Genomic DNA, 25841 nt, shown 5'->3' with positions numbered 1-25841 from the left:
GCGATTGGCGGACAACGCCGCGATGACTGCATTCTTCGCTCGCAGGTGCCGATCTGACAAACCATTCGTGCTAGGTTTAGCATTAGTCTGACTAATGGCAACGATTCTCTCCGCCTCATTGTTGGGATGGCTGCGCTGTTTTGAGGCAGCGGCGCGGCACTGCAGCTTCACCCAGGCGGCCGCCGAACTGTGCGTCACCCAGGGGGCGGTCAGCCAGCAGGTCAAGCATCTGGAGCAGTGGCTGGACCGCCCGCTGTTCCTGCGCACGCCGCGCGCGCTGGTGCTGACGCCGGAAGGGGAGCGGTTGCGCTTCGTGCTGCGCGAATCGTTCGAAGCGATCGAGGGAACGCTGGGACAGCTGCGCCGGCGCGGCGAGGCCGGCCCGGTTGCACTGTCGTGCTCGCCCTCGTTCGCGATGCGCTGGCTGACACCGCGGATGGGTGAGTTCTTTCGTGACTATCCGGACATCGGCCTGCGGGTGTATGGCGAGTTCCATGCGCTCGATCGCACCAGGATGGTGCGGGAAGGCATCGAGGCGGCCGTCCGTTTCGATCCGGGCGCCTATGAAGACGTCCGTGCGCGTCGTTTCCTGGACGAATGGCTGATGCCGGTGGCCAGTCCCGCCTTCGTCGCGGCCCACCCGGAATTGCGCACGCCGGCCGATCTGCGTGGCAGCCTGTTGCTGCACGACGTCAGTCCCTGGGATGGCGCCGGCGAGTTCGACGAGTGGCGCTATTGGCTGGAGCACGCGGGCGTGGCCGTGCCGGACCTGGAGCAGGGGCAGCGCTTCAACCTGTCGCAGCTCGCCGTCAGTGCGGCGCTCGCCGGGCAAGGCGTGGCAATGGGCCGCACGGCGCTGATCCTCGAGGATCTGCAGGCGGGGCGGCTGGTGGACCTGTTCGGGCTGCACGTGGCCAGCGAGGCGGCCTACTACTTCGTCTCCGCCCACGGCCAGACGCCGCAGGTGGCACGGATCGAGGCGTGGCTGGTGGCGGAGGGAGCGCGCTTCCAGGCGGCCCGCGCGCCTTGGCTGGCGAAGGGGCGGGCAGTGCGCGCCGGCGCGCGGCGTCGAGCTGCGGCCACCCGGCGGACACGGGTTTGACACTCTGCGCTACCATACTGGCCGGCGCAGGGCTATCCGGTTAATGCCCGGGTGCTGTAGAATATAAGTCTTTGATTTTTCGGCCGATTGGTTGACAGGGAATCGGTGCGCAGCGGGTTCGCAGGGAGTCGGTTCACGGGATTCGCCAGGATCGTGGCCACGCCGCCTGCGCTTGCCCGCTTCGCCGCAACCAGCCGCCCCGCGTCAATGCGAGGCATGGCCGTTCGTCCAACCCTCACTGCCGCCGAATTCGCTTGCTGCGTTCGAGAGATGCGTGTCCGCTGGTGCCGGGTTCGCCTCCGCCAGATATCCATACGATGAACACGACCCTTAACGCTTCTTCCGCTGCCGCGGAACCGACTTCCGCAACGACTGCAACCCCCACTGCCGCAGCTGCCCCAGCGGCGGACATCACCTTCGAGAGCTTTGGCCTGGACCCGCGCATCCTGCGCGCGCTGACCGAGCAGGGCTACACCAAGCCAACGCCGATCCAGGCGCAGGCGATCCCGGTGGTGCTGCTCGGCAAGGACGTCATGGGTGCGGCCCAGACCGGCACCGGCAAGACGGCCGGCTTCGCACTGCCCATCATCCAGCGCCTGCTGCCGATGGCCAATTCCAGTGCCTCGCCCGCGCGCCATCCGGTACGGGCGCTGATGCTGACGCCGACGCGCGAACTGGCCGATCAGGTCTATGAGAACGTCGCCCGTTATGCCGGTTTCACCGACCTGCGCAGCACCGTGGTGTTCGGCGGCGTCGACATGAACCCGCAGACCGACGCGCTGCGCCGGGGTGTCGAGATCCTGGTCGCCACGCCGGGCCGGCTGCTCGATCACGTGCAGCAGAAATCGGTGAACCTGTCGCAGGTGCAGATGCTGGTGCTCGACGAGGCCGACCGCATGCTGGACATGGGCTTCCTGCCCGACCTGCAGCGCATCATCAACCTGCTGCCGGCCAAGCGCCAGACGCTGCTGTTCTCCGCGACGTTCTCGCCCGAGATCAAGCGGCTGGCCTCGAGCTACCTGCAGCAGCCCGTCACCATCGAGGTCGCACGCAGCAACTCGGCCAACGAGAACGTGCGTCAGGTGGTCTATCAGGTCGAGGACGGCTACAAGCAGGCAGCCGTGGTGCATCTGCTGAAGCAGCGCGCCGAGCAGGGCCTGTCGCGCCAGTGCATCGTCTTCGTCAACAGCAAGATCGGCTGCTCGCGCCTGGCGCGGCATCTGGAGCGCGAGGGCATCAACGCCGCCGCCATCCACGGCGACAAGACCCAGACCGAACGGATGCAGACGCTGGAGGGCTTCAAGCAGGGCACCATCGACGCGCTGGTCGCGACCGACGTGGCCGCGCGCGGACTCGATATCGCCGACATGCCTTGCGTGATCAACTTCGACCTGCCGTTCAGCGCCGAGGATTACGTGCACCGTATCGGCCGCACCGGCCGTGCCGGTGCCAGCGGCGATGCGCTGTCGATCTTCGTGCCCGGCGACGAGCGCCTGCTGGCGGACATCGAGAAGCTGCTCAAGCGCGCGGTGCCGCGCGGCAAGCTCGAAGGCTTCGATCCGACCGGGGCCAAGGCCCGTGCCGAGGAGGGCGACCGCCGACGCCCGGCGCGGGGCGAGGCTCGCCGCCCGCGTAGCGAGGACGATCGGCCGCGCAAGTTCGACCCGGCCGCCCGCGCGCACAAGCCGACGTTCCGGGCATCGGACGATCCGTTCTTCTCGCGCCCCTACGAGCCGGGCCCCGACGCGCAGGGCCAGCCCGAAGCGGCCGCGCTCGATCCGCGCCAGGCCGGGTTCAACCGCAACCGGCCCAAGCGCCAGCTGGCCGCGCTGCTCGGCGGCGTTCCGCGCAAGTCCTGAAATCGGCCGGTAGCGCGGCGAACGCCTAGCCGCGCAGCCAGCGCCGCGCCCACTGGCCGGTCGCCTCGGTCAGCCAGCCCGGCACGCTGGGGCTGCTGCTGTGCAGGCCCAGGTGCGAGCCGGCCAGCCGCAAGGCGGCGAGCGGATCGAGCGCATCGATCGCCGCGGCGCCGCTTTGCTTGCTCAGTTTCTCTCCCTGCGCGTTGACCACCACCGGCACGTGCAGATAGGCGGGTGCCGGCAGTCCGAGCAGGCGTTGCAGATGGATCTGCCGGGGCGTCGAGTCGAGCAGGTCGGCGCCACGCACGATATCCGTGATGCCCTGCAGGCCGTCATCCACCACCACCGCCAGCTGATAGGCCCACAGGCCATCCGCGCGGCGCAGCACGAAATCTCCCAGTTCGGTTTCCAGGTCCTGACACTGGCGTCCCTGCCAGCGGTCGTCGAAACACAGCAGCGCCGCGGGGCCGTCCGGCACGCGCACGCGCCAGGCGCGCGGCAATTTGCCGTGCAGGCCGTTGCGGCAGGTACCGGGGTAGGCCAGGGTCTGATGCCGTTCCCGCGCGTGGCGCAGTGAATCGGCAATCTCCTTGCGCGTGCAGCCGCAGGGATAGACCATGCCCGCGCCTTCCAGCCGCTGCAGCGCCTGCGCATAGCGCGACTGGCGCTGGCTCTGCCAGACGGGCGGCTCGTCCGGATGCATCCCCAGCCGCGCCAGCGTATCGAGGATGTGCCGGTCCGCGCCCGGCACGCAGCGCGGCATGTCGATGTCCTCGATGCGCACCAGCCAGTCGCCACGGTGGGCGCGCGCATCCAGCCAGCTCGCCAGCGCTGTCACCAGCGAGCCGAGGTGAAGGGGACCGGTCGGCGACGGCGCGAAGCGGCCGCGATAGCGGCGGGCGTTCGCAGTCGCGCCCGTTACAGCGGAATCGGCCATCGGCTCAGGCTGCCGCCCCGGGGTGGAAGGTCAGCAGGGCCTGCGCCAGGCGCTCGTCGGCCAGCTTGGCGGTCCACCACTGCAGCGCCTTGCCCCGATGGCTGGTGCGCCAGGCGATATTGAAGGTGCTGGGCGGGCGGATCTCCACCGTTTCGCGCACCAGCAGCACGCCGCGGTCGATATACGGCTGCGCCATCGCGACCGGCAGCCAGCCGCAGCCCAGCCCGCGCAGCTGCGCGTCGAGCTTGTCTCGCATCGTGGGCACCACCAGCATGTCCTGGCCGGCGAGGATCCCATGATTTCGCGCGGGCAGGTTGCGCGAGGTGTCGCCGACCGCGACGATCCGGTGGCCGGCAATCTGGGCCGCGGTCAGCGGACCGGGCTCGCTGGCCAGCGGGTGGTGGACCGCGATGGCGAAGACGAATGGAATGGTGCCCAGCGCGCGCAACTGGTAACCCTGGGTGCTGGGCAGATCGAAGGCCGCCCCGATGACTAGATCGGCCCGGTTGCCCACCAGTGCATCCCAGGAGCCGCCCAGCACTTCCTTGCAGAACCGCAGCCGGGTCGCACTGTTTTCCTCATAGAAGTCCTGCACCAGCGGCAGCAGCGCGCGAAAGTTGATGGCGTCATCCACCACGATGGACAGGCTCGCCTCCCAGCCAGTGGCCAGCCGCTTGACGCGCCGCTCCAGGTCGTTGGCGGCGTGCAGCAGATGGCGTCCCTCGTCCAGCAGAGCGCGCCCCGCAGGGGTCAGTTCCGCCCGATGGCGCCGCCGGTCGAACAGCAGCACGTCCAGGTCTTCCTCCAGCCGCCGCACCACATAGGTAAGGGCGGAGGGCACCTTTCCCATCTCGTGCGCCGCCGCGGCAAAGCTGCCCTTGCGCTCGATTGCGTCGAGCACTTCCAGGGATTCAAGAGAAAGAGGCATGTTCAGTTTTTCTGAATGACTTCTTGCAGGATCGCTTCGCGCAATATAACGGAGGCGGCCTAAACTGCCTAGCATCGCATGACGGAACGGCGCAGCGGACAGGCAGGGAAAGACAGTCCTCCTCACGCAGCGGCCACCAGGCACCGCCTTTTCGTCGGCCCAACCACTTCGAGAGGGACGTCAAAATGATTGAAATTCGTCATGGCAACCAGCGCGGCTTTGCAGACCACGGTTGGCTGCAGTCGTATCACAGCTTCGCCTTCGCCGACTACTTCGATGCCGACCATATCCAGTTCGGCCCGCTGCGGGTAATCAACGAGGACCGCGTCGCCGCCGGCAAGGGGTTCGGCACGCACGGCCACCGCGACATGGAGATCATCAGCTACGTGCTCGACGGGGAGCTCGCGCACAAGGACAGCCTGGGCAATGGCAGCGTGATCCGTCCGGGAGATGTGCAGCGGATGAGCGCCGGTACCGGCGTGCGGCATTCCGAGTACAACCATTCGCAGGATCAGACCACGCATTTCCTGCAGATCTGGATTCTGCCGGATCGCACCGGCATCGAGCCCGGCTACGAGGAAAAGCGCTTCGAGGCAGCCGACAAGCGCGGCCGCCTGCGCCTGGTGGGCAGCCCTGACGGCGCTGAAGGCTCGGTGGTGATCCATCAGGACGTGCGGCTGTATGCCGGCCTGTTCGACGGCGACGAGTCGGCGCAACTGCAACTGGCGCCGGGACGCCGCAGCTATGTGCATGTGGCACGTGGCTCGGTAACGGTCAACGGCCACACGCTGCAGGCGGGCGATGCGGCAAAGATCGTCGATGCAGGCACGGTGTCGGTCAGCGGCGGGCAGGGGGCGGAAGTGCTGGTGTTCGATCTGCCCTGATGGTGTGGGCGAGGGCAAGGGCAAGGGCGAGCGCCCAGATGCCCTCTCCCCCGGCCCCTCTCCCACAAGTGGGAGAGGGGAGAAAACCGGCGGGGTGTCGTTGCTGCAGGTGGGAGAGGGCCAGCGGGCGCCCGACCGGCGGCCCCCGCGTCCTGCGGCCCGTCCCCCACCATGGCGCTGTGCTATCTTCCGCATATCGACAAAACCGCGGACAGAAGAGCGAAACACGCACGCTTGCCGCGAATCGACAGCGCCCCGGCCACGGGCCGCGGCAGCAGCGTTGCGGCGCCATGGCCATCGCCCATTCCAACCCGAGATGACCTTCGTTTCCGTCCTACTGGCGCTGATTGCCGAACAGTTCCGTGCGCTGGGCCGCAACAATCCCATTCACGAAATCGTCCGCGCGCTGGCGGACCGCGCCGAGCGCGCGTTCGACACCGGCAAGCCACGCGACGCCGCGCTGGCATGGGCCACCGTCGCGCTGCCGCTGACCATCGCGGCGCTGTGCATCCACTATCTGCTTGCTTCCATCAGCGTCGCGCTGACGCTGGCCTGGAACGTCCTGCTGCTCTACCTGACGCTCGGGTTTCGCCAGTTCAGCCACTACTTCACCGACATCCACGAAGCGCTCAACCGCGACGATCCGGCGGCGGCGCGCGCGGTGCTGCACGAATGGACCGGCCTGGACACGGTCGAGATGCCGGTCAGCGAGATCGTGCGGCATACGCTGGAGGCGGCCATCGTCGCCGTGCATCGCCACGTGTTCGGCGTCTTTTTCTGGTTCCTGGTGCCGATCGGCCCGGCGGGCGTGGTGCTGTACCGGGTCACCGAGTATCTGGCACGGCAGTGGAGCCAGCCGTCGGCCGAGCGCAGCCCGTCGTTCGGCCGTTTCGCCGCGCGTGCCTTCCATCTGATGGACTGGATTCCGGCGCGGCTGACCTCGATCGGCTTTGCCATCGTTGGCAACTTCGAGGACGCTGTGTACGCCTGGCGCAATCACGCGCGCAAGTGGCGCGACGAGACCAACGGCGTGTTGCTGGCCAGCGGCGGAGGCGCGCTGGGCGTGCGCCTGGGCGTGCCGCTGCCGGAAGACGACACGGCGGTGGTGCTCGCCAGCCCGCTGTCGGGCGCAACGTTCGACTATGCGCCGGGCCTGGAGTCCGAGGGCGGCCCCGAACCGCTTGCGCCCGAGTTCGGCGCCGACCCCGGCGTGCGTGCGCTGCAATCGGCGGTGGGGCTGGTCTGGCGGGCGGTGGTGCTGTGGATGCTGCTGCTGGCGATGCTGTCGCTGGCGCACTGGGTCGGCTAACGCGACCGGTCGGCTGCCGGCGCTAGCGGTGGCGCCCCTGGCCGCAGCGCCAGCATGCGGCGAACTGCGCCTCATGCCATTCGCCGCAGCCCTCGCAACACCAGGACGGGCCCGCCGGCGGATTGGCGGCGGCGGCGAGCACCGCCCAGGCCTTCTCCTCGCAATCGTCATCGACCAGCCATACCTGCGGCGCGCTCTCCTGGAACGGAATGTCTCCGATCGCGCCGGACAGCCACGTGTTGCGCAACTGGGCACGGATGCCTGCCGCCAGCAGCAGGTTGTGACAATGCGCCGCGTGGACCAGCGATTGGGTGGATAGCAGCAGTTTCATCGGCGCGTGCGGTGTCCCATGGCGTCACCATAGCACGCGGCGTGCCGTCGCAATGGGGGAACCATGGAGTACTTGATCGTCGCGCTCGGCGCAGCCGCGGGCGGCTTCGTGCAGGGCTTGTCCGGGTTCGCCTTCGGGCTGACCGCGATGTCGCTGTGGGCGTGGACGCTCGAGCCCCGGCTGGCGGCCAGCCTGACCTTGTTTGGCAGCCTGGTCGGCCAGATCATCGCCGCCGTCCGGGTACGGCGCGGCTTCGATGCACGCGCGCTGCTCCCCTTCCTCGCCGGCGGGCTGCTCGGCATTCCGCTGGGTGTGGCGATCCTGCCGTATCTGGACATGCGGCTGTTCAAGCTGGTCTTCGGCGCCTTTCTGCTGCTGTGGTGCCCGGCGATGCTGTTCGCCCCGCGGCTGCCGGCCGTGCGCTGGGGCGGCAGGGCGGCCGATGGCGCGGCCGGTGTCATCGGCGGGGCGATGAGCGGGATCGGCGGATTCAGCGGCGCGGTGCCGACGCTGTGGTGCACCCTGCGCGGCCTGCCCAAGGACCGCCAGCGCTCGGTGATCCAGAACTTCAACCTCACCATCCTGGCGGCGACGATGCTGGTGTACCTCGGCACCGGTGCCGTCTCCGCCGACACCGTGCCGATGTTCGCGATCGTCGCCGCCGCGGTGCTGGTGCCGGTGCTGCTGGGCAGCCGGCTGTACCGGCATCTGGATGAAGCGGCCTTCCGGCGGATCGTGCTGACGCTGCTGACGTTGTCCGGCGTGGCGATGCTGGTGTCGGGGTTGCGGATGGGGTAGGCCGCGCGGCTACCAGGGCTTCTGCTGGCTCGCCTCGTGCACCAGCTGCGCGTACAGCTGATGCCGGCGCGGCGAGATCTGGCCGGTCTGCACGGCCTCCAGCACGCCGCAGCCCGGCTCGTTCAGATGATGGCAGTTGTAGAAGCGGCACGCGGTCAGCCGCGGCCGGAATTCCGGGAAGGCGCGCTCCAGCATCCCTTCGGACAGATGGTGCAGGCCAAACTCCTGGAAGCCCGGCGAGTCGATCAGCGCGCCGCCCTGGCCCCATTCCGCCGGCAGGTGATAGAGGCGGGTGAAGGTGGTGGTGTGCTTGCCCGAATCGAGCTTGGCGGAGATTTCGCGGGTCTGGGCCTCGACGCCCGGAATCAGCAGGTTCAGCAGCGACGACTTGCCCATGCCGGACTGCCCGATCAGGATGGTCGCCTTGCCGGCCAGCTGCGGCTGCAGCAGGGCGCGCGCGCCGTCGGGATCGCCGTGCACCGATAGCGCGAGCGTGTCGTAGCCAAGCTCGCGATAGAGGTCCAGCCGGCCCTGCGCTTCGGCCAGGCGCGCGGTCAGATCGACCTTGTTGAGCAGCACCAGCGGGCGGATGCCCAGCGCCTCGGCGGCGACCAGCGCCCGTCCCAGCAGATCCTCGGAGAAGCCGGGCTCGGTCGCCAGCACGATGGCGACCTGGTCGATATTGGCGGCGAGCAGCTTGGACTTGAACTGGTCCGAGCGGTGCAGCAGGTTGCGGCGTTCCCGGACCTCGACGATCACGCACTGATCGGCCGCCGTCATTTCCACCATGACGTGGTCGCCCACCGCGCAGTCGCTTTTCTTGCCGCGCGGAAAGCCGTGCAGGCGCGTGCGTGCCTCGTCCTGCAGCTCGATCACATAGTGGCGGCCATGCGCCGCGACGATCAGGGCGGCAAGCCGCGCCGGCTTCTGGTCGCCGCCATTGCCGGAGGCGCCGCCTCGCTTGCGGGAAGCGGCGCTCATGCGTGCGACAGCAGGCGGTCGATGCGCTGCGCGGCCGGGGGATGCGAATAGTAGAACGCGCTGTACAGCGGGTCCGGCGTCAGCGTCGAGGCGTTGTCCTTGTACAGCTTGACCAGCGCCGACACCAGGTGCGACGCGCTGGCATGCTCGGCGGCGAACGCATCGGCCTCGAACTCGTGGCGGCGCGACGACAGGCTCGACAGCGGCCCGAGCAGGAAGGTGAAGACCGGCAGGGTCAGGAAGAACAGCACCAGCGCCAGCGCGTGGCTGTCCGAGAGCAGATTGGGCAGCACGCCCAGTCCGGTATAGAACCAGGCTTGCGTGGAGAGCCAGCCCAGCAGGGCGAGAAACAGCAGGCTCAGCGCGAAGGTGACCACGATGCGCTTGAGGATATGGCGGCGCTTGAAGTGCCCCAGTTCGTGCGCCAGCACCGCCTCGATCTCGTCGCCGTCCAGGCGCGAGAGCAGCGTGTCGAAGAAGACGATCCGCTTGGCGGCACCGAAGCCGGTGAAATAGGCGTTGCCATGGGCGCTGCGGCGCGAGCCGTCCATCACGAACAGCCCCTTGCTGGCGAAGCCGCAGCGGCGCATCAGCGCCTCGATGCGCTGCTTCAGTCCTTCGTCCGACAGCGGCTCGAACTTGTTGAACAGCGGCGCGATGAAGGTCGGGAAGATCACCAGCAGCACCAGATTGAAGGCCATCCAGACCACCCAGGTCCACAGCCACCACCACTGGCCGGCCCGGTCCATCAGCCACAGCACCGCCAGCAGCAGGGGCAGGCCGAGCACGGCCGCCACCGCCAGCATCTTGATCGAATCGGCCAGCCACAGCTTCCAGGTCATCCGGTTGAAGCCGAAGCGCTGCTCGATGCCGAACTGGGCGTACAGCGTGAAGGGCAGTTCGGCCAGCCCGCCGATCGCGGCGACGCTGGCGATCAGCGCCACGCCATAGGCGTAACCGGGGCCGAAGACCGACATCCAGAACTGGTTGAGCCACTGCAGGCCGCCCAGCAGCGTGAAGCCGATCAGCACCGCCGCCCCGGCCAGCACTTCCAGCATCGACAGCCGCGTGCGGGCAATGGTGTAGTCGGCGGCCTTGCGATGGGCCTCCACGGTAATCGTTTCCGCGAAGCGGGCGGGCACCGTGTCCCGGTGCTGACCGACATGCCGCACCTGCCGCGCGGCAAGCCACAGCTTGGTGAGCACCATCACCACGAGGGCGACGAGAAAAAGCAGAGTGAACATCGGATCCTTGCCTGGTTGGCTGGCGTGGGGCGCGGCGCCCCGGTATGCGAGAATTATAAGTCCTCGCGCCGGATGGTCCTCGCGCGCGCCAGCTGCGCTGCGCGCCGTGCCGCCCCGGCCGAACCCGTTCGTCGAACCAATCTGCACCGATGCAAACCGAATCCACCACCAGCCCCGCCTCCGATTCCTCCAGCCAGCCGCAGGCCCCCGCGGCCAGGTCGGTCAAGAGCGAGAACAACCTGATCTGGCTCGACATGGAGATGACCGGTCTGTCGCCCGAGAACGACCGCATCATCGAGGTGGCGGTGGTCGTCACCGACTCCGAGCTGCACATCCTGGCCGAGGGTCCGGTGCTGGTGATCCATCAGAGCGACGCGGTACTCGACGGCATGGACAACTGGAACAAGGGCACCCATGGCCGCTCCGGCCTGATCGACAAGGTGCGCGCCTCGACGCTGACCGAAGCGCAGGCCGAAGCCGAGCTGCTGGCCTTCCTCAAGCGCTGGGTGCCGGCCGGCAAGTCGCCGATGTGCGGCAATTCGATCTGCCAGGATCGCCGCTTCATGGCGCGCTACATGCCGAAGCTGGAGGCGTTCTTCCATTACCGCAACCTCGATGTCTCGACCCTGAAGGAGCTGTGCAAGCGCTGGGAGCCGGCCATCCACAAGGGCTTCGTCAAGCGCCAGCTGCATACCGCGCTGGCCGACATCCTCGAGTCGATCGAGGAGCTGCGCTACTACCGCACCCACTTCATCCGCTCCAGCCAGGACACCGCGCCGGGCGAGGCCGCCACCGCCGGTTAACCGCCTCCGTCGTCCCCGTGTGCGCGGGGACGACGGTTGATCGATCTCTCTTGCTTTGCGCCACCGTGGCGCTTCTCCTGTCGTCCCCGCGCAGGCGGGGACCCAGCGACTGGCCGGTACCGCAAGGGACTGACGAACCGGTCCGCCGGTCGCGCCCATCTGCCCCCTATGTTCGCCCGTATCGTTTCCATCATCACACCCGTCATCCTGATCATCCTGATCGGCTGGTGGTATGGCAGACGCGCCCAGCCCGACATGACGGGCATCAACCGCGCCACGCTGGACGTGATCGCGCCGCTGCTGGTGGTGTCCGCCTTCATCAGCAAGGACTTCGTGCTGGCCGACCAGCTGCCTTTGCTGGCCTGCGCGGTGGCGGTCGTGCTCGGTTCGGGGCTGCTCGCCTGGGCGGTGGCCCGCTGGCTGCGGGTCGATCCGCGCACCTTCGTGCCGCCGATGATGTTCAACAACTCGGGGAACATGGGGTTGCCGCTGTCGGTGTTCGCCTTCGGTCCCGCCGGGCTGGCGCCGGCCGTGGCGCTGTTCGCCGCGTCCAACCTGATGCATTTCACGCTGGGCATGCGCATCGTCGACCGGCATGCGTCGATGGCGCGCATCGCCCGCAATCCGATGGTGCTGGCCACTGCCGCCGGCGTGGCGCTGTCGCTGGCCAGGCCCTGGTTCGCGTTGCCCGAACCGGTCTACCAGTCGATCCGCCTGCTGGGGGATGCAACCGTGCCGCTGATGCTGTTCGCGCTGGGGGTGCGGATGAAGGATGTCAGCCTGCGCAACTGGGGGATGGGGCTGGCCGGGGCGATCGTCTGTCCGCTGACCGGCATCGCCTGTGCGCTGCTGCTGGCCGCGGTGGTGCCGTTGACCGAACTGCAGCGCGGCTTGCTGTTCGTCTTCGCCGCGCTGCCGCCGGCGGTGCTCAACTTCCTGGTGGCGGACCACTACCGGCAGGAGCCGGATCAGGTGGCGTCGATCGTGTTGCTGGGCAATATCGCCGCAGTGGTGTTCGTGCCGGTAGGGCTCTATCTCGGCTTGCGCTAATTGCCCAGGGTAGCGGGCACCCCGGCGGCGCCCGCGTCATCGCCCGCGGTCAGCCCTGTGACTTGGGCCGGATCGCGTGCTTGGGGCGCCAGGCCTTGACCACCGCTTCGTTGGTCTCGACGTAGGGTCCGCCGATCAGGTCGATGCAATAGGGCACCGCGGCGAACACCCCTTGCACGATCGCCTTGCCGTCGTCGCCGCGCAGCCCTTCCAGCGTCTCGCGGATGGCGCGCGGCTGGCCGGGCAGGTTGATGATCAGCGCCGCCCGGCTGGCGGTCTCGCGAATCACGGCGACCTGCCGGGACAGGATCGCGGTGGGCACGAAATGCAGGCTGACCTGGCGCATCTGCTCGCCGAAGCCGGGCATTTCCTTGGTCGCGACGGCCAGCGTCGCTTCCGGCGTCACGTCGCGCCGGGCCGGGCCAGTGCCCCCCGTGGTCAGCACCAGATCGCAACCTGCCACATCGACCAGCTCGATCAGCGTGCGGGAGATCTGCTCCTGCTCGTCGGGAATCAGACGCTCCACCGCCTGCCATGGCGACGTGATGGTGCCGGTGAACCAGTCGCGCAGGGCGGGGATGCCCTCGTCCCGATAGGTGCCAGAGGAGGCGCGGTCGGAGATCGAAACGAAGCCCACCACCAGTTCGTCGGGATGGCGGCGCTGCACGGGATGGGTCGCTGGCTTGCTGGTGTCGGTCATGGTCGATCCTGGTCGTCCTGGTCTGCGTCGGCGGCGCTCGCTTCGTCCGTGGCCTCGTTCGCGCCACGGGCTTCGAGGGCCTGCTTGATCGCCTGGAACAGCTCGCGGAAATTGCGCGGCGGCTTGTTCTGCTGCTGCTCGCGGCGGGCACCGCGGATCAGGTTGCGCATCGATTGCACGTCGACGCCGGGATGCTCCGCCAGAAAGCGGGTCAGCGCATCGTCGTCGCGCAGCAGCATCTCGCGCCAGCGCTCGATCAGGTGCAGCCGGGCGGTTTCGGCCTTGCTGGTGCCCTTGAAGCCTTCCAGCGCGCGGCGGATCGCCTCGACTTCGTCGTCGTCCAGGCCGCGCATGATCTTGCCGACATACTGCATCTGGCGGCGCTTGCCTTCGTGGCTGTTGATGCGGCGTGCCTCGTGAATGGCATCGTGCAGCGCCTCGGGCATCGGCACGCGCGCCAGCCGGTCCTTGGGCAGCGCCTCCAGTTCGGTGCCGAGGTCCTGCAGCGCGTGCATGTCTCGCTTGCGCTGCGATTTGCTTTTCGGTTCCTCGTCTTCCGGTTCGGGCGAGAAAGCGCCGGGGAATCCCCCGGTACGGGATGGGTTGCGGGATGATCGCGTCATGGGCGGCATTTTATCTTGCTATGATTGCCGCTTGGATTTTGTGTCCGGCCTGTCTTCGAACCGGCACCCGGCACCGCACCGCACACAGCCGTTGCCTCCGACCACGGATCGGCTTGCCAACCTCCCACCGCCTGACTGACTGATGACCGAACGCATTCTCGACACGAACGCCCATTTCACCTACACCCAGGCTCAGCTGAGCGAGATGGCCGCGGAAGTGCTCCGCGTGGCCCGCGAGCTGGGCGCGACCGACGCCGCCACCGAGATCTCGGAGGGCAGCGGCCTGTCGGTGACGGTGCGCAAGGGCGAGGTCGAGACCATCGAGCAGAACCGGGACAAGGTGGTGGGCGTGACCGTGCTGATCGGCAAGCGGCGCGGCAACGCCAGCACCTCCGATTTCTCCTCGGCGGCGCTGCGGGCGACCGCCGAGGCGGCCTACAACATCGCGCGCTTCACCGCCGAGGACGAGTGCGCCGGGCTGGCCGAAGAGGAGCTGCTGGAGCGCGAGCCGCGCGACCTGGACCTGTTCCATCCGTGGGACATCGATGCCGAGCAGGCGATCGACATCGCCCGCCGCGCCGAGTCGGCCGCCTTCGCGGTTTCTCCACGCATTCGCAACAGCGACGGCGCCAGCGTGTCGGCACAGCACTCGCAGTTCGTGCTCGCGACCACGCGCGGCTTCGTCGGCGGCTATCCGTATTCGCGCCATTTCGTCTCCTGCGCGCCCATCGCGGGTTCGGGCAGCGGCATGCAGCGCGACGACTGGTATTCGTCCAGGCGTGCTCCCACCGCGCTCGCCCGGCCAGAGGACATCGGCCGCTATGCCGCCGAACGCGCGCTGGCGCGGCTGAATGCGCGCAAGCTGTCGACGCGGCGCTGCCCGGTGCTGTTCGAGGCCCCGCTCGCCGCCGGCCTGCTGGGCGCCTTCGTGCAGGCGGTGTCGGGCGGCGCGCTGTATCGCAAGTCCACCTTCCTGTACGACACCCTGGGCAAGGCGGTGTTCGCACCCCATATCGATATCCACGAGCAGCCGCATCTGCCCGGCGCAATGGGCAGCGCCCCCTTCGACGAGGAAGGCGTGCGCACCCAGGCGCGCGACGTGGTGCGCGACGGCGTGGTGGAGGGCTATTTCCTGTCCACCTATTCGGCACGCAAGCTCGGCATGAAGACCACCGGCAATGCCGGCGGCTCGCACAACCTGTCGCTGACCAGCAAGCTGACCCGCCCCGAGGACGACTTCGAGGGCATGCTGCGCAAGATGGGGACCGGGCTGCTGGTGACCGAACTGATGGGGCAGGGCGTCAACTACGTGACGGGCGACTATTCGCGCGGCGCGGCCGGCTATTGGGTGGAGAACGGCGTGATCCAGTATCCGGTCGAGGAAATCACCATCGCCGGCAATATGGCCGAGATGTTCCGCCAGATCGTCGGAATTGGCGCGGATACGCTGGTGCGCGGCACCAAGGAAACGGGCTCGATCCTGATCGAGCAGATGACGATCGCGGGGGCTTGAGGGCGGGGCGCGTCCGATGCGGCAGTGCCGTGCGATCTACCGCGGCCTCTTCTGCTCCGGCCGGGCCCGCCGCTCAATACTCCGGCGGCCGCTCGTAAGTCACGAACGCATAATCGAAGCCGTTTGTCTCGGACCGATGCGTCTCCCGCTCGGTGACCACCCATTCCTTCGGATCGATGGCCGGGAAGAAGGCATCGCCCTCGATGTCCGCGTCGATCTCGGTGATGACCAGCCGGTCGGCGCTGGGCAGCGCTTGCTCGTACAACTGGGCGCCGCCGATCAGGAACACGTTGTCGACACCGACGCATAGACGCAGCGCGTCCTCCAGCGAGGCCGCCGTCTCGCATCCCTCGATGCGCAGGTCCGGGTTGCGGCTCACCACGATATTGCGGCGGCCGGGCAGGGGGCGGCCAATCGACTCCCAGGTCTTGCGCCCCATGATGACGGGCGCGCCCATCGTGGTCCGCTTGAAATGCGCCAGATCCTCGGGCAGGCGCCACGGCAGGGTGTTGTCCCGCCCGATCACGCCGTTGCGGGCGCGGGCGACAATCAGGGTCAGCAGCGTCATACGGCCACCGGTGCCTTGATGGCCGGATGCGGGTCGTAGCCCTCCAGCTCGAAGTCCTCGTAGCGGTAATCGAAGATCGACTCCGGCTTGCGGCGGATCACCAGCCGGGGCAGCGGGCGCGGCTCGCGTTCGAGCTGCATGCGCACCTGTTCCTGGTGGTTGCTGTAGATATGGCAGTCGCCCCCGGTCCAGACGAAGTCGCCGACTTCGAGTCCGGTCTGCTGCGCGACCATGTGCGTCAGCAGCGCATAGCTGGCGATATTGAAGGGCACGCCCAGGAAAATGTCGGCGCTGCGCTGGTACAGCTGGCACGACAGCCGCCCATCGGCCACATAGAACTGGAAGAACGCGTGGCAGGGGGGCAGCTTCATCTGCGGGATGTCGCCGACGTTCCACGCCGACACGATCAGCCGGCGCGAATCCGGGTTGGCGCGGATCTGCGCGATCAGCTCCGAGATCTGGTCCACGTTCTGGCCGTTCGGCGCCGGCCACGAGCGCCACTGGAAGCCATAGATCGGTCCGAGTTCGCCGTTCTCGTCGGCCCACTCGTCCCAGATCGTCACGCCGTTTTCCTGCAACCAGCGCACATTGGTCGAGCCCTGCAGGAACCACAGTAGTTCATAAATGATCGACTTCAGGTGCAGCTTCTTGGTGGTGACCACCGGGAAGCCGTCGCGCAGATCGAAGCGCATCTGGTAGCCGAACACCGAACGCGTGCCGGTGCCGGTGCGATCGGCCTTGTCGGTGCCATGCTGCTGCACATGGCGCATGAAGTCGAGATACTGTTTCATCGGCGCTGGAGTACGGGTAGACGGTGGCGGCGCAGGCCGCCCAAGGGCGTCATTCTAGCCCATGGGCCAGCCGGGCGCCGGGTGGACGGGCAAGGGCGCCCGCCAGGCCCGGCGATGGCGGCGGCCACAAAAAAAGCGACCGGGGACAAGGTCCCACGGTCGCTTTTCTGCGGTATCGCGGCAAGCCGGCGGGGCGCGCCCCGGCCCGACTTGCGGCTTGCGCTTACTGGCTTTCGGCCGCCACGCCACGGCGCTTCTGCGCCAGATAGCCCAGGCCCAGCACGCCGCCGATGATCAGCACGTACAGCAGCCAGCCGACGATCGGGTTGGCCAGGAAGAACGGCTTGATCAGCGGTTCGCCTTCGATCATCTTGACGGCCGTGAAGGCCAGCACGCCGGCACCGATGTAGATGATCGCCGGATAACGTGCCATCAGCTTGAGCACCAGGCGCGAGCCCCACACCACGATGGGGATGCTGATCAACAGGCCCAGCACCACCAGCAGGAAGCTGCCGTGCGCGGCGCCAGCCACTGCCAGCACGTTGTCGATGCCCATCACGGCGTCGGCGATGATGATGGTCTTCATCGCACCGGCCAGCGTCGTCGCGCCGGCGCCATGCTCGTCACCCTCGCCGTCGTCGCTCAGCAGCTTGTAGGCGATCCACACCAGCGCCAGGCCGCCAACCAGCATCAGGCCCGGGATCTTCAGCAGCCAGACCACGCCGATGGTCATCGCCGAGCGCACCACGACCGCGCCCACCGTGCCCCAGATAATGGCTTTCTTCTGCAGATGCGGCGGCAGATTGCGCGCCGCCAGGGCGATCACGATGGCGTTATCGCCCGCCAGCACCAGGTCGATCACGATGATCGACAACAGTGCGGTGAGGAACTGCATCGTGAAAATATCGGTGAGCCACTCCATGAATACTCCTGTAGATACGAAAGTTGAGTTCGCCTGGAGTCATGCAGCCGCGGACGGGAGCCTTTGCGAACCATGATTCCAGGTTGCAAAGGTCTTGCTCAACCGTGCCGGCGGCGTCGAAACCATCGGTACGGTCAGCACAACCGGAGGCCGTCAACAAGGTGCGGCACTCGTAATGACGATTGTGCTAAGGGCTGGCGCCCTGGAGCTACTCCCCTTTGAAGGGGCTTGGCCGTGTGGTCGGCCTTGCTTGGGGCGGATTATAAACGAGGCGACCCTGGTTTTGTCGCCGCGCAATAAATGTCGTTTACCCTGTGTGTTCGGGGCTAAAGAATCCGCTTTCGCTGCCGGTGCGCAGCATTCTGCCGAATGGCACGCTGTCGGAAAGCCGCCGATACTGCCTTGTCACACAAAGCGCGTATGCTAAAGGACACGGCAGAGGCCGGGCGCCACCGGACGGTCATGGTGGCAGCCCCCCTGGCGGCCGGCGGCACAGGCGCCGGATACGGGTACCTGGGGTTTGCATTCCCAACAAGCAAAAGGAACACCGAATGCCGGGACATCGCTCCACCCCCACGTCGCCGCCTTCGTCCAACCCGTCCCATGCGACCGCAGCGCCCGCCGCCGGGTCGCCCCGGACCTCGAACACGCGTCCGCCCGCGTCCCGCCGTACCGTCCAGGCCGCCGAGCTGCCAGCGCCGTTCCAGCAGGCCAACGGCTGGGCCAGGCCCGCCGCCGCCGACACGGACCGGGCCGACGCCGCCACCGGCACGCTGGCGTTCGTCCAGCAGGCATTCCCCGACGGGGCCGCCGAACGGGAGGAGCTGGTGCGCGGCCTGCTGACCCCGCATGCGCAGGTCAGCCCCAAGTACTTCTACGACATGCTCGGCTCGCACCTGTTCGAGGCGATCACCGAGCTGCCCGAGTATTACCCGACGCGCACCGAAGCAACGATCTTCGAGCAGCACGCACTGGAGATGGCAGAGCGCGCCGGTACCGGTGCGGTGCTGATCGATCTGGGCGCCGGCAATTGCGCCAAGGCGGCGCGGCTGTTCCCCGCCTTGCGACCGGCGCAATACGTCGCGCTCGATATCTCGGCGGACTTCCTCCGCGCCACGCTGGTGGGATTGCAGCAGCAGCATCCCGGCCTGCCGATGGTGGGTCTGGGTGCCGATCTTTGCGCGCCGCTGGATCTGCCGCCGGAGGTTCGCGCCGGCCGGCGCCTGTTCTTCTATCCGGGTTCCAGCATCGGCAACTTCGACCCAAGCGGTGCAAGGGCGCTGCTGGACCGTCTGCGCGATGCCGCCCAGCCGGGTGACGGCGTGCTGATCGGCGTCGATCTGCTGAAGGACCGGACGCAGCTGGTCAATGCCTACGACGACGCGCTGGGCGTCACCGCCGCCTTCAATCGCAACGTGCTGGTCCACCTGAACCGCGTGCTGGGTGCGAATTTCGTGCTTGGTGACTGGTGCCATGTCGCGGAGTTCGACGAGCGTGCCGGCTGCATCCGCATGTATCTGGAATGCCGGCGCGATGTCGAAGTGCACTGGGCCGGAGGCGGGCGCGCGTTCCATGCCGGCGAGCGCATCCATACCGAGGATTCGTACAAGTACCGGCGGGAAGCGTTCTCCGCCTTGCTGGAGGAAGCGGGGTTCCGCGAGCCGGTGTGCTGGACCGATCCGCAGGGCTGGTTCGCGATCTTCCATGCGCGGGTCTGACGCGAACCGCCGCGAACCGCCGCTCCCACCGCGTCTGGCCAGGGACGCAGCCGTCGGGGTGTCATAATCGGGGTTCTTTCGTGCGCCTCGCGCACCCACGAACCGGAAGAAGGACACCGATGAGCGGCTTCACGATGCTGCCCGACCTGCACTTCAATGGCGGCCGGCGCGACTGGACAGACGCACGCCGGCTGCCGCGCGAAGGGCTGGCACAGGCTCTGGTGGACTCTCGCAACCGCACCCTTGCGTGGCTCGCCGGCTTTGGCGCGACCCGGCGCGACTGGCTGCTGCCGCGTCAGTACGATGCCGACCCCCCGCTGTGGACGCTGGGCCATCTCGCATGGCATGCCGAATGGTGGTGCCTGCGTGGCGTGCATGAAGTCGAGCGCGACGGCGTGCTGATGGCGTTGCCGGCCGAACCGTCGATCCTCGATGGCGCGGACGAGTGGTTCGACGATGCGCGCATCGACGAAGACGCCCGCTGGGAAGCTGCGCTACCCGATGTCGCCGCCATCAAGCGCTATGCCGCCGACGTGCTGGACCGTGTGCTGCGGCGTATCGCCGTGCTGCCCGATGATGGTGACGCCACGCTGTATCCGTTCCGCCGCGCGCTGCAGCACGAGGACGGGTATGTCGACCGCATCGCGGCGCTGGTGCAGTCGCTGGGCATGGCGCCCGAGGATCCCGCGCTCGCGTTGCCGTCGGTCAGCGTGCCGGCTGGCGGGACGCTGCAGTTTCCCGGGGGGCGCTTCAGGCAGGGCTGGACCGATGCCGACGGGTTGGCGATGCCTGACGAGGTGCCCCCGCAACAGATCTACGTGCCTGCCTTCGAGATCGACGCCGCGCCGGTCACCAACGCCCAGTTTCTCGAATTCGTCGAGGACGGTGGCTACGAGCGCGCGGCATGGTGGACGGATGCCGGCCGCCAATGGCTGATGATGCAGGAGAGGTCGGCGCCGCGCTACTGGATGCGGCATGGCGACAAGCGGACCTGGATGGCGCTGCGCTTCGGCATTCCGCGTACCATCAATCCGGACGAGGCGGTGCGGCACGTCACGCTGTACGAAGCACAGGCGTGGTGCGCGTGGGCCGGACGGCGGCTGCCGACCGAGGTCGAGTGGGAGCGGGCAGCGGTGCAGAATCGGGCCTTCCGCTGGGGCATGGTGCGCGAGTGGACCGCCACGCCGTACGAACCGTATCCGGGGTTCGAGGCGGGTCCGGCCGATATCGTCATGCAGACCCAATTCGGCATCTGCCAGGCGGTGCGCGGGGCAAGCTTCGCCAGCCCCGCCCGCGTGCGCCATGCGCGCGCCCGGCTGGCGCTGCTGCCAGAAGAGGACGCGCCGTTCGTGGGCTTTCGCACCTGCGCGCTGTAACGCGTTAACTTCCATACCGTCCGCCAACGAAAAATGGGCGCCCCGAAGGGCGCCCATTTTCCTTGGCGCAGGACCGCGCTGGCGGCCCTGTCGACTTCTGCCTGACTACCGATCAGCGATCGAAGCGCGAACGGGCCGGGCGTTGACCGCCGAAGCCGCCATTGCGCCCGGCATTGCCGCCGCGGTTGCCGTCGCCGAAGGGGCGGCCGCCATCGCGGTTGAAGCTGCGCTCACCGAAGCGGCGCTCGCCGCTGGCGTTGCGGTCGCCGAAGCTGCGGTCACCGAAGCTGCGCTCACCGAAGCTGCGTTCGCTGTGGCTGCGTTCGCTGTGGCTGCGTTCGCCGAAGGTCCGCTCGCGCGGTTGACCTTCGTAACCGCGCCCGGCGTTGCCGTTGCGGAAACCGTCGCGGTTGGCGCCGGCAGGATTCCCCTCGCGATTGCCGAAGCCACGCGATTCGCCACCGCCCGAGAAGCGACGCTCGCCACCGCGGTAGCCGCCATTGCCGCCATTGCCACCGTTGCCGCCGCGGAAGTCGCCGCGGCCGCCGGGCTTGCCGCCGAAACCGCTGCGCGGCTTGGGCGTGCGACGCGGTTCCAGGCCCTCGATGACCGACGCGTTGATGCGGTTGTTGGTGAACCGCTCGATGCGCTTCCACTGGAAGGCGTCATTGTGGTTGACCAGGTTGATCGCCACGCCCGAGCGGCCCGCGCGGCCGGTCCGGCCGATGCGGTGCACATAGTCCTCGGCCTGCTTGGGCAGGTCGAAATTGACCACGTGCGTGATATCGGGCACGTCGATGCCGCGGGCGGCCACGTCGGTCGCCACCAGCACGCGCAGGTTGCCCCGGCGCAGCGCGGTCAGGGTGCGGTTACGCGCGCCCTGCGTCATGTCGCCGTGCAGCGCGCCGGCAGAAAAACCGGTGTCCGACAGACGCTCGGCCAGCGAGTCTGCATCGCGCTTGGTGGCCGTGAAGACGATGGCCTGCTTCAGCGACGCATCGCGCAGCAGGTGGTCCAGCAGACGCTCCTTGTGCGACATGTCGTCGGTAAAGTGCAGGCGCTGCTCGATATGGCTCTGGTCCGCACGGGCGGCCGCGATCTCGATGCGCTGCGGGTCGCGCAGCTGGCGCGATGCCAGCTGGGCAATGCGCCCGTCCAGCGTCGCCGAGAACATCAGCGTCTGGCGGCTGGCCGGGGTAGCGGCGACGATCGCGTCGATGTCGTCGGCAAAGCCCATGTCAAGCATGCGGTCCGCTTCATCGAACACCAGCATGTCCAGCAGCGACAGGTCGATGCGGCCGGCGTCGATATGGTCGAGCAGGCGGCCCGGCGTGGCGACCAGGATGTCCGGCATCTTGGACAGCATCGCCAGCTGCTTCGGGTAGGGCATGCCGCCCAGAATGCTCGCGCAAACAATGCGGCGCAGATGACGGCCATACTTGGCGGCGGCCTCGGTAACCTGCAGGGCCAGTTCGCGGGTCGGCGTCAGCACCAGCAGCGACGGCTGTGCCGCGGCCGGGCGCGGACGGCGGCCCTTGATGCGCTTGATCGGCTCTTCGGCGCGCGGGCGATTCGGGGCCGGCTTCTCGGAGATGCGCTGGATTGCCGGCAGCATGAAGGCTGCCGTCTTGCCCGAACCGGTCTGGCTCGAGACCAGCAGGTCGCGGCCAGCCAGGAAGGCGGGAATGGCCTGGGCCTGCACCGGGGTCGGCGTGGTGTAGTTGGCCTCGGCCAGGGCGCGCAGGATGGCCGCGTCCAGGCCGAGCGCGGCAAAGCCGTCCGCGCTGCTGGCGGCGTCGGACTCCACCGGCTCCAGGACCGCCTGCAGGCGGTCCAGCGGGCTGATGGCCGACTGGTTGATAACGTCGTTTGCGGAGGCAATAGCTTGCTCCGCACGGATGTCGTGCTGGGTCATGTCGTTTCGGTATGGTGCATGGCACCCCGGGCGCGTCGGTGCGCTATCGGGGCGGGCGCAGTGCAAAGTCTTAAAAAGGCTTCGGCGCCAATCGGTGAGGCCGGACGACAGACTCAGCTGACAGTACGGCGGCAGGCAGGGCCGCAACCGGTGCAATACCGGTTGCCGCATCCCTGGCAGGCAAACAGCGCGGGTGCCGGCGGTGCGGGCTTGGTAAATTCAAGCCGGAGCGTGGCAGGCGTTCGAGCCGTTCAACAGGATCGGAGACGAGGCAGCGTGGTGAGAAATGCGGTCTGCCGGGCAAACGCCAGCGGGGCCGGCGAATCACGAGGCAGCAAGACGAGCGAGGCGTTCAGCGGGTCCGGCGGGTCATCGGGACGACGTATCGTCGATGGTCCGTCGGGCATTGGCACAGCTCAGGTGCGAACTCACGGAACGGATCATAACAGAACCCGCGTGGCTTTGCTGCGGTGCGAAACAACCCGAAACAATTGCGACGAAAAGGGCACCGGAGCCATCGCGGCTGCCATCGGCGGCCTCCCCCGCGCGAGGCATTGAAAGCCGTGCCTGGCAGCCTATACTGACCTTAGCTGGCAACCGCCCGCAGGGACGCGGACTAATCCGGCCCATCGGTCATCCACGGCAACGGTGTTGCCGCTCGCCGCCTGAGCACGGATCGAATTGCCACATTGCGGCTTCACATCACCGGAGACGTCCGGTCCGACCCGCGAGAGACGCGGAGCGAGGAAGCGCAGCGACGAGGCAGCCGATTCGAAGGCCCGACGGCGCGACCCGGATGCCCGGGGACCGTCCGCTACCGGCCCGCCCATGTGGCGGGCTTTTTCATGCGGATTTTCTCTGCAAGACGCGCTTTCAGGTCGATGCCGTACTCGTGGCGGCGGACCGACTTTGCTATACTCCGCCCCTGTCCCGCGGCACCACCGCCGCGCGGCCCCTCTGCAGCATCCTTCCTATCCTCGCCGTAGTTCAATGGATAGAACGAGCGCCTCCTAAGCGCTAGATACAGGTTCGATTCCTGTCGGCGGGACCAGTTGGCTTCGGCGCCTCTGGCCGCTCGAGCCAATGCCGAGGACCGGCTTCACGCGCTTTCTTCCTCGCCGATCAGAACTTCCGCCGGAATCTCCAGGTCACGGTTCAAGCGCCGGATCATCGCCAGGCTCAGCGTGCGCTTCCCATTCAGAACTTCATAGACACGATTCAGATTGCCAAGGTAGGGCTGCATGTCCTTCGGCGACAAACCAGCCTGTTCCATCCGGAAACGAATCGCTGCCACCGGCGACGGAAGATCGAGAGGGAAGTGCTCCGCTTCGTACCGTTCGACGAGCATCGTCAGGATCTCCAGGCGGTCCCCATCAGGGGTTCCGGGGGCAGGGTCGGCGTCGACCAGGGCCGACACCGTGGCCAATGCCCGCTTGTAATCCGACTCCGATCGCAGGGGATGGAAATCCATCATGACTCCATTTCCACAGTTGTGGCATCGACACGCTCGTACTCGCCGTGCGTGCCGATGAACTTGACGTACACCACGCCAACCCGATAAGCGACCGCCGCGATCAGCCTGTAGTTGTTTCCGCCAATATTGAAGACGACACGGTTCTTGCCAACGAAACTCGCGGAGGCATATCGGTCCTTGATGTCTTGCGGCGCAGTCCACCTCGCCTTGGCGGCCTCCTGATGCCATGCCATCAAGGGTTGGGCGGCGTCAGGATGTCTCGTGCAGAAGGTGAGAAGCGTTTTCTTGGCGACGATGCGCATGGGTGAGCTTAGTCCCAAAATGGGACTGTGACAAGAGTCAAGACCGCAAGTGGTCCCCTATTGTCGAGCGGCAGCGGTGGCCAGACTTATTCGCTTTGTTACGCGCGTTGGAAACAGGCGGTAGCGCGTGAAGCAGGCGGGTCCGCCTTGGGTGCGCGTCAGCTTCCCTTCCTCGGCCGCAGCACCACCAGCGCCACCATCCCCCCGACCACTCCCCAGAACGCCGATCCGATCCCGAGCAGCGTCATGCCCGACGCGGTAATCATGAACGTCAGCAACGCCGACTCCCGCTCGCCGGGGTTGTGCATGGCCGTGGTGAGCCCGCTGGCGATCGAGCCGAGCAGGGCGAAGGCGGCGACGGCGATGACCAGCGCCTGCGGGAAGGCGGCAAAGAGGGCGGCGATGCTGGCGGCCAGCGTGCCGGCGACCAGATAGCCGAGGCCGCACACGACCGCGGCGGTGTAGCGGCGGTCGCGCTCGGGATGGGCTTCGGCGCCAGTGCAGATGGCGGCCGTGATGGCGGCGAGGTTGATGCCGTGCGAGCCGAAGGGCGCGAGGATGGCCGAGGCGAGGCCGGTCACCGTGATCAGCGGCGAGGCCGCCACCTGATACCCGTCGGCGCGCAGTACCGCCAGCCCGGGGACATTCTGGGATGCCAGCGCGACGATGAAGAGGGGGATGGCGATGCTGACGAAGGCCTGCAGCGAGAATGCCGGCGTGGTCCAGACCGGTTCGGCGAGGGCAAGCTCGAATTGCTCGAAATGCAGCTGTCCCATCCAGCCTGCCAGCACGACGCCGAGCACCAGCACCCCGGGCACGGCGTAGCGCGGCCAGTAGCGCTTGCCGATCAGGTAGGCGGCGAACATCGGCAGCAGCAGCGCGGCCTGCGTCTGCGCCTGCACGAACACATCGACGCTGATGCGAAACAGGATGCCGGCCAGCAGTGCCGCGGCGATGCTCGCCGGCAGCGCGCGCATCAGGCGATCGAACCAGCCGGTCAGTCCGGCGGCCGTCATCAGCAGCGCCGCCATCAGGAAGGCGCCGATGGCTTCCGCATAGGGCACTCCTGGCAGGCTGGCGATCAGCAGCGCCGCGCCGGGCGTGGACCATGCCACCACGATGGGCGCGCGGGTGAGCAGCGACAGGCCGATGGTGGTCACGCCCATGCCGATCGACAACGCCCATATCCACGACGAAATCTGCGCATCGGTCAGATGCGCCGCCTGCCCGGCCTGGATCATCAGCACCAGCGAGCTGGTGTAGCCGGTCAGCATGGCGACCAGTCCGGCAACGACGGAGGAGACGGACAGGTCGGAGAATTTGAGCGAGGCGGTGGGCATGGTCTTCGTTCTCTGAGGGATGTCGCGCGCACCGGGAACCGTAGGCCAGCCAAAATGCGGCGAGGGCGCCATCTTCGCATGACTGTCCGGCGCTGGAAAAGCGCCCGCGGGCGCTGCGGGCGTCTTGATACGGGCACGCGCCCGATGGCATCGGCGTCGTGATTCCACCGATTGGCCGACGGGGCTTTCCCTTACGGAGTTCTCCGACTGGAGCGCCACGAGGCCACGCGGTTATGCTGGCACCGTGCCTTGGGAGCAGGGCACCGAGGAGAGACTCTTGGGCCCGCTGCATTGCGGGCCCTTTCTTTTGTGGGCCACGAATGCGAGGCCGCACGGCAGAGGCGCCGACACGGACGATCTGTCGGCAAGGGGC

24 protein-coding genes and 1 tRNA gene are annotated in these 25841 nt (G+C 67.7%); 11 read left to right on the top strand and 14 right to left on the bottom strand.

Annotated features, from left to right (window positions below; all coding sequences use genetic code 11):
- Positions 1-94: 94 nt before the first annotated feature.
- A complete protein-coding gene (locus tag K6V06_RS05500; protein ID WP_222240728.1) occupies positions 95-1102 on the top strand; it encodes a LysR substrate-binding domain-containing protein in 1008 nt (335 codons plus the stop codon).
- A 317-nt stretch (positions 1103-1419) separates the two neighbouring features.
- Positions 1420-2961: a DEAD/DEAH box helicase gene (locus K6V06_RS05495; RefSeq protein ID WP_222240726.1), complete on the top strand. Its 1542-nt coding sequence runs from the start codon at positions 1420-1422 to the stop codon at positions 2959-2961.
- A gap of 25 nt (positions 2962-2986) precedes the next feature.
- On the opposite strand, the gene gluQRS is transcribed toward K6V06_RS05495, so the two are convergent.
- Positions 2987-3898, bottom strand: a complete 912-nt coding sequence (gene gluQRS, locus K6V06_RS05490; protein WP_222240724.1) for a tRNA glutamyl-Q(34) synthetase GluQRS — start codon at positions 3896-3898, stop codon at positions 2987-2989.
- Positions 3899-3902: 4 nt separating this feature from the next.
- A complete protein-coding gene (locus tag K6V06_RS05485; RefSeq protein ID WP_222240722.1) occupies positions 3903-4826 on the bottom strand; it encodes a LysR family transcriptional regulator in 924 nt (307 codons plus the stop codon).
- Between the two features lie 185 nt (positions 4827-5011).
- On the opposite strand from K6V06_RS05485, the gene K6V06_RS05480 reads away from it, so the two are divergent.
- Together K6V06_RS05480 and K6V06_RS05475 are read left to right on the top strand one after the other, a co-directional pair.
- On the top strand, positions 5012-5710 hold the full coding sequence (locus tag K6V06_RS05480; protein ID WP_222240720.1) for a pirin family protein: 699 nt from the start codon (positions 5012-5014) through the stop codon (positions 5708-5710).
- A gap of 316 nt (positions 5711-6026) precedes the next feature.
- Positions 6027-7019, top strand: coding sequence for a CobD/CbiB family protein (locus K6V06_RS05475; protein ID WP_222240718.1), 993 nt, complete (start codon positions 6027-6029; stop codon positions 7017-7019).
- A gap of 22 nt (positions 7020-7041) precedes the next feature.
- Here the strand turns inward: K6V06_RS05475 and K6V06_RS05470 are convergent, their stop codons facing one another.
- Positions 7042-7350 (bottom strand): putative signal transducing protein, encoded by a 309-nt coding sequence (locus K6V06_RS05470; RefSeq protein ID WP_222240716.1) that lies wholly within the window; start codon positions 7348-7350, stop codon positions 7042-7044.
- 63 nt (positions 7351-7413) lie between these two features.
- On the opposite strand from K6V06_RS05470, the gene K6V06_RS05465 reads away from it, so the two are divergent.
- Positions 7414-8148, top strand: coding sequence for a sulfite exporter TauE/SafE family protein (locus K6V06_RS05465; RefSeq protein WP_222240714.1), 735 nt, complete (start codon positions 7414-7416; stop codon positions 8146-8148).
- 9 nt (positions 8149-8157) lie between these two features.
- On the opposite strand, the gene rsgA is transcribed toward K6V06_RS05465, so the two are convergent.
- Both rsgA and K6V06_RS05455 read right to left on the bottom strand, forming a co-directional pair.
- Positions 8158-9129 carry a ribosome small subunit-dependent GTPase A gene (gene rsgA / locus K6V06_RS05460; protein ID WP_222240712.1) on the bottom strand — a complete coding sequence of 324 codons (972 nt, stop codon included), beginning with the start codon at positions 9127-9129 and terminating at the stop codon, positions 8158-8160.
- Positions 9126-10373 (bottom strand): M48 family metallopeptidase, encoded by a 1248-nt coding sequence (locus tag K6V06_RS05455; protein WP_222240710.1) that lies wholly within the window; start codon positions 10371-10373, stop codon positions 9126-9128. Before K6V06_RS05455 ends, rsgA begins: the two co-directional genes overlap by 4 nt.
- A gap of 149 nt (positions 10374-10522) precedes the next feature.
- Between K6V06_RS05455 and orn the strand changes: the two genes are divergently transcribed.
- Positions 10523-11176 carry an oligoribonuclease gene (gene orn / locus K6V06_RS05450; protein ID WP_222240708.1) on the top strand — a complete coding sequence of 218 codons (654 nt, stop codon included), beginning with the start codon at positions 10523-10525 and terminating at the stop codon, positions 11174-11176.
- Between the two features lie 168 nt (positions 11177-11344).
- Positions 11345-12226 (top strand): AEC family transporter, encoded by an 882-nt coding sequence (locus K6V06_RS05445; protein WP_222240706.1) that lies wholly within the window; start codon positions 11345-11347, stop codon positions 12224-12226.
- Between the two features lie 49 nt (positions 12227-12275).
- Here the strand turns inward: K6V06_RS05445 and mog are convergent, their stop codons facing one another.
- Together mog and yjgA are read right to left on the bottom strand one after the other, a co-directional pair.
- Positions 12276-12926, bottom strand: a complete 651-nt coding sequence (gene mog, locus K6V06_RS05440; protein ID WP_222240704.1) for a molybdopterin adenylyltransferase — start codon at positions 12924-12926, stop codon at positions 12276-12278.
- A complete protein-coding gene (gene yjgA, locus K6V06_RS05435; protein ID WP_304524119.1) occupies positions 12923-13549 on the bottom strand; it encodes a ribosome biogenesis factor YjgA in 627 nt (208 codons plus the stop codon). Before yjgA ends, mog begins: the two co-directional genes overlap by 4 nt.
- A gap of 142 nt (positions 13550-13691) precedes the next feature.
- Here yjgA and pmbA point away from each other — a divergent pair, with 142 nt between their 5' ends.
- Positions 13692-15062 carry a metalloprotease PmbA gene (pmbA, locus tag K6V06_RS05430; RefSeq protein WP_222240700.1) on the top strand — a complete coding sequence of 457 codons (1371 nt, stop codon included), beginning with the start codon at positions 13692-13694 and terminating at the stop codon, positions 15060-15062.
- 73 nt (positions 15063-15135) lie between these two features.
- On the opposite strand, the gene K6V06_RS05425 is transcribed toward pmbA, so the two are convergent.
- The 3 genes from K6V06_RS05425 to K6V06_RS05415 form a co-directional block, all read right to left on the bottom strand.
- Complete coding sequence (locus K6V06_RS05425; RefSeq protein WP_222240698.1) at positions 15136-15630, bottom strand: dihydrofolate reductase; 495 nt, start codon at positions 15628-15630, stop codon at positions 15136-15138.
- A complete protein-coding gene (locus tag K6V06_RS05420) occupies positions 15627-16421 on the bottom strand; it encodes a thymidylate synthase (RefSeq protein WP_222240696.1) in 795 nt (264 codons plus the stop codon). The genes K6V06_RS05425 and K6V06_RS05420 overlap by 4 nt, the downstream gene beginning before the upstream one ends.
- A gap of 223 nt (positions 16422-16644) precedes the next feature.
- Entirely contained in the window at positions 16645-17343 is a 699-nt protein-coding gene (locus tag K6V06_RS05415; RefSeq protein WP_222240694.1) for a TerC family protein, read from the bottom strand.
- Between the two features lie 551 nt (positions 17344-17894).
- On the opposite strand from K6V06_RS05415, the gene egtD reads away from it, so the two are divergent.
- Together egtD and K6V06_RS05405 are read left to right on the top strand one after the other, a co-directional pair.
- A complete protein-coding gene (gene egtD, locus K6V06_RS05410; RefSeq protein WP_222240692.1) occupies positions 17895-19061 on the top strand; it encodes an L-histidine N(alpha)-methyltransferase in 1167 nt (388 codons plus the stop codon).
- Between the two features lie 119 nt (positions 19062-19180).
- Positions 19181-20437, top strand: a complete 1257-nt coding sequence (locus K6V06_RS05405) for an SUMF1/EgtB/PvdO family nonheme iron enzyme (protein ID WP_222240690.1) — start codon at positions 19181-19183, stop codon at positions 20435-20437.
- Between the two features lie 112 nt (positions 20438-20549).
- Here the strand turns inward: K6V06_RS05405 and K6V06_RS05400 are convergent, their stop codons facing one another.
- Entirely contained in the window at positions 20550-22352 is a 1803-nt protein-coding gene (locus K6V06_RS05400; protein ID WP_222240679.1) for a DEAD/DEAH box helicase, read from the bottom strand.
- 976 nt (positions 22353-23328) lie between these two features.
- Between K6V06_RS05400 and K6V06_RS05395 the strand changes: the two genes are divergently transcribed.
- Positions 23329-23403 (top strand) — tRNA-Arg (locus K6V06_RS05395).
- 48 nt (positions 23404-23451) lie between these two features.
- On the opposite strand, the gene K6V06_RS05390 is transcribed toward K6V06_RS05395, so the two are convergent.
- The 3 genes from K6V06_RS05390 to K6V06_RS05380 form a co-directional block, all read right to left on the bottom strand.
- The gene (locus K6V06_RS05390; RefSeq protein ID WP_222240824.1) at positions 23452-23823 is read right to left on the bottom strand and encodes a type II toxin-antitoxin system HigA family antitoxin; all 372 of its coding nucleotides are present in this window, start codon (positions 23821-23823) and stop codon (positions 23452-23454) included.
- Positions 23823-24128 carry a type II toxin-antitoxin system HigB family toxin gene (locus K6V06_RS05385; RefSeq protein ID WP_222240677.1) on the bottom strand — a complete coding sequence of 102 codons (306 nt, stop codon included), beginning with the start codon at positions 24126-24128 and terminating at the stop codon, positions 23823-23825. The genes K6V06_RS05390 and K6V06_RS05385 overlap by 1 nt, the downstream gene beginning before the upstream one ends.
- 158 nt (positions 24129-24286) lie before the next feature.
- On the bottom strand, positions 24287-25468 hold the full coding sequence (locus tag K6V06_RS05380; protein ID WP_222240675.1) for a benzoate/H(+) symporter BenE family transporter: 1182 nt from the start codon (positions 25466-25468) through the stop codon (positions 24287-24289).
- Positions 25469-25841 lie beyond the last annotated feature (373 nt).

Source organism: Cupriavidus sp. AU9028 (genome assembly GCF_019795295.1).
In the GTDB taxonomy this organism is placed as follows: Bacteria; Pseudomonadota; Gammaproteobacteria; order Burkholderiales; family Burkholderiaceae; genus Cupriavidus.
This window is presented reverse-complemented; position numbering and strand designations above follow the sequence as displayed.

Excerpts from the sequence above, each read along its gene's own strand:
- K6V06_RS05500 (WP_222240728.1), top strand. The coding sequence starts at position 95 with ATGGCAACGATTCTCTCCGCCTCATTGTTGGGATGGCTGCGCTGTTTT.
- K6V06_RS05495 (WP_222240726.1), top strand. The coding sequence starts at position 1,420 with ATGAACACGACCCTTAACGCTTCTTCCGCTGCCGCGGAACCGACTTCC.
- gluQRS (WP_222240724.1), bottom strand. The coding sequence starts at position 3,898 with ATGGCCGATTCCGCTGTAACGGGCGCGACTGCGAACGCCCGCCGCTAT.
- K6V06_RS05485 (WP_222240722.1), bottom strand. The coding sequence starts at position 4,826 with ATGCCTCTTTCTCTTGAATCCCTGGAAGTGCTCGACGCAATCGAGCGC.
- K6V06_RS05480 (WP_222240720.1), top strand. The coding sequence starts at position 5,012 with ATGATTGAAATTCGTCATGGCAACCAGCGCGGCTTTGCAGACCACGGT.
- K6V06_RS05475 (WP_222240718.1), top strand. The coding sequence starts at position 6,027 with ATGACCTTCGTTTCCGTCCTACTGGCGCTGATTGCCGAACAGTTCCGT.
- K6V06_RS05470 (WP_222240716.1), bottom strand. The coding sequence starts at position 7,350 with ATGAAACTGCTGCTATCCACCCAATCGCTGGTCCACGCGGCGCATTGT.
- K6V06_RS05465 (WP_222240714.1), top strand. The coding sequence starts at position 7,414 with ATGGAGTACTTGATCGTCGCGCTCGGCGCAGCCGCGGGCGGCTTCGTG.
- rsgA (WP_222240712.1), bottom strand. The coding sequence starts at position 9,129 with ATGAGCGCCGCTTCCCGCAAGCGAGGCGGCGCCTCCGGCAATGGCGGC.
- K6V06_RS05455 (WP_222240710.1), bottom strand. The coding sequence starts at position 10,373 with ATGTTCACTCTGCTTTTTCTCGTCGCCCTCGTGGTGATGGTGCTCACC.
- orn (WP_222240708.1), top strand. The coding sequence starts at position 10,523 with ATGCAAACCGAATCCACCACCAGCCCCGCCTCCGATTCCTCCAGCCAG.
- K6V06_RS05445 (WP_222240706.1), top strand. The coding sequence starts at position 11,345 with ATGTTCGCCCGTATCGTTTCCATCATCACACCCGTCATCCTGATCATC.
- mog (WP_222240704.1), bottom strand. The coding sequence starts at position 12,926 with ATGACCGACACCAGCAAGCCAGCGACCCATCCCGTGCAGCGCCGCCAT.
- yjgA (WP_304524119.1), bottom strand. The coding sequence starts at position 13,549 with ATGACGCGATCATCCCGCAACCCATCCCGTACCGGGGGATTCCCCGGC.
- pmbA (WP_222240700.1), top strand. The coding sequence starts at position 13,692 with ATGACCGAACGCATTCTCGACACGAACGCCCATTTCACCTACACCCAG.
- K6V06_RS05425 (WP_222240698.1), bottom strand. The coding sequence starts at position 15,630 with ATGACGCTGCTGACCCTGATTGTCGCCCGCGCCCGCAACGGCGTGATC.
- K6V06_RS05420 (WP_222240696.1), bottom strand. The coding sequence starts at position 16,421 with ATGAAACAGTATCTCGACTTCATGCGCCATGTGCAGCAGCATGGCACC.
- K6V06_RS05415 (WP_222240694.1), bottom strand. The coding sequence starts at position 17,343 with ATGGAGTGGCTCACCGATATTTTCACGATGCAGTTCCTCACCGCACTG.
- egtD (WP_222240692.1), top strand. The coding sequence starts at position 17,895 with ATGCCGGGACATCGCTCCACCCCCACGTCGCCGCCTTCGTCCAACCCG.
- K6V06_RS05405 (WP_222240690.1), top strand. The coding sequence starts at position 19,181 with ATGAGCGGCTTCACGATGCTGCCCGACCTGCACTTCAATGGCGGCCGG.
- K6V06_RS05400 (WP_222240679.1), bottom strand. The coding sequence starts at position 22,352 with ATGACCCAGCACGACATCCGTGCGGAGCAAGCTATTGCCTCCGCAAAC.
- K6V06_RS05390 (WP_222240824.1), bottom strand. The coding sequence starts at position 23,823 with ATGGATTTCCATCCCCTGCGATCGGAGTCGGATTACAAGCGGGCATTG.
- K6V06_RS05385 (WP_222240677.1), bottom strand. The coding sequence starts at position 24,128 with ATGCGCATCGTCGCCAAGAAAACGCTTCTCACCTTCTGCACGAGACAT.
- K6V06_RS05380 (WP_222240675.1), bottom strand. The coding sequence starts at position 25,468 with ATGCCCACCGCCTCGCTCAAATTCTCCGACCTGTCCGTCTCCTCCGTC.